This window comes from Prevotella sp. CAG:255, from assembly GCF_000431195.1.
GTDB lineage: Bacteria > Bacteroidota > Bacteroidia > Bacteroidales > Bacteroidaceae > Prevotella > Prevotella rara.
This window is the reverse complement of record NZ_HF986853.1, coordinates 1-1,890: the sequence shown is the minus strand read 5'-3', so window position 1 is coordinate 1,890 and position 1,890 is coordinate 1. Positions and strand designations below refer to the sequence as shown.

2 protein-coding genes and 1 pseudogene are annotated in these 1,890 nt (G+C 48.3%); all 3 read right to left on the bottom strand.

What is annotated here, in order from left to right; all coding sequences use genetic code 11:
- Positions 1 to 257: pseudogene (locus tag QVO66_RS11620) on the bottom strand (site-specific integrase); the annotation flags it as partial.
- 23 nt (positions 258 to 280) lie between these two features.
- Positions 281 to 1,444 (bottom strand): site-specific integrase, encoded by a 1,164-nt coding sequence (locus QVO66_RS11615; protein WP_007482721.1) that lies wholly within the window; start codon positions 1,442 to 1,444, stop codon positions 281 to 283.
- Positions 1,445 to 1,696: 252 nt separating this feature from the next.
- A partial coding sequence (locus QVO66_RS11610; protein ID WP_288172853.1) for a hypothetical protein occupies positions 1,697 to 1,890 on the bottom strand: 194 nt, incomplete at its 5' end.

Here is a 1,890-nt window from a genome sequence, read left to right as displayed (position 1 = left end):
CAGGTCATGGTCTTGGCCGCTTCGTTTTCTTCCGTCTTTTGCTTCTTCTCGAATGACGGAGGGGTAAGGATGCGCTGCGCCTGTATCTCCTGCGCCTTTCGGTAGGTCTGCTCGTTGAGTTTCCTTGCATTGGGCGCATCATCGGGTACAAGGTACAGGTGCAGGTTTTCTCTTTTGCGGAAGCCCGTTTCGTAGTATTCCAGATACAGGCTGCGGTTTCCGGCAGTCAACATTCTCACTTTGATTTCCTCTTTCATAAAATTCTTCCTTTCGATTTTTGTTATACAAACATATTGTTCACGAGGTTCATAGTCTCGATTTTCTTCTTATCCACTATCTTGGCATAGACTTCGGTCATGCGGATGCTTCGGTGTCCGAGTATCTTGCTCACCGTGTAGAGGTCTGCGCCGAGGGTCAGCAACAGGGTCGCCGCCGTATGCCTGCTACAATGGTAGGTGATGTGCTTCTGTATTCCGGCCTCCTGCATCCATTCGCCCAACACTACTTCCACCGTGGTAGAGGTGATGCGCAACTGATGGAAAACCCGGTCGTCATCCTTTGACTTTCGGGGCATCCATTTCAAGGCTTCATTGGAGAGCGGTATCGTCACCGTGTTCTTGGTTTTCACCTGCTGATGCTCGATGTAGAGCGTCTTCCCGTCCGCCGCCGTGTGTATCTCGCTCCATTTCAAGGTCATCATGTCGCTGTACCGTAACCCGGTGAAACAGGAAAACAGAAATGCCTTTTTCACAATGTCGTAGCGGCACGGCGTGGCCATCAGTTGACGAAGTTCCTCAATGGTCAGGAACTCACGCATGGCGCTCAGCTTCTGCGGCTTCTCCTTTGTTTCCAACAGTTTGAAAGGATTGCGGTCTAACATTCCCTCGCTTACGGCCTTGTTCAGCGCAGCGGCAAGGCGGTTCATAAAGATGCGGCAGGTCGTACTGCTCAACGTCTTTTTGCCTTGGTTGAACGTGCAGGTTTTCAGAAAGGCGATGAAGCCCTTGCAGAAATCCTTGTCAACCTCTTTTAGGGCGAGGGTCGGCTTGCCTATATATAATAGGTATTCTTCCACCCTTGCCTGTGCGTTCCGCTTCGACCTCATGCTGGCCGGACTTAGCCCATTTTCCTCGGCGGTGTACTTCGCCACCCATGCGCTGAGCGTCATCCGTGCCTTTTTCACGTCCTCCCAGTTCACAAGACCCTTTTCCTGAATGTCGAGGATGCGTTGCGCCTTGATTTGCTCGGCCAGCTTGCGCGTGTTCCTGTTCTGCAACTTGGCGGCGGCATCCGTTTCAGGCACGAGGTAGAGTTTCAGACCCTCTTTCTTCCTTGCGCCACGATAGTACATGTCGAGATACAGGCTTACATTGCCATCGTTGAGCCTCTTTTCTCGTATGCGGACAGGCTCCTTGATTTTGATTTCTTTCTTCTTTCGTCCCATTTTCTTTTCTGTGCTATCCGATTCTTGGATTTGTTACTATATTGTATATCAGTCACTTGCAAGCGCAACAAAGATAATTCACGGCGGGACAAAAACGGGACAAAAAGCGTGCTTTTATATCCCAAATTAGGCAAATATAACTATCCAATCAAAAAACGGCCTCTATTCATAATTAACTATAAATCAGTGCTATTTGGCAGATTACGTTAGATATGTTTTCCTATGGTTTTACCCATCTGGAGTAATTGGTGGTTACTGGTGGATTCTCCAAATGTGCATGGCTCCCATCTGGAGTAATTGTTGGATTTTGCAGGCATGGCTGACTATGTCATGAAAAAGCGAACAAAAAGCTGCCAATAGAAACAAAAAAGGCGGACTGAAAGCATGAATACACAAAATTGATAACGCTATGGGCTCACCCGATAAATAGTGGGGAAAGAAAATAT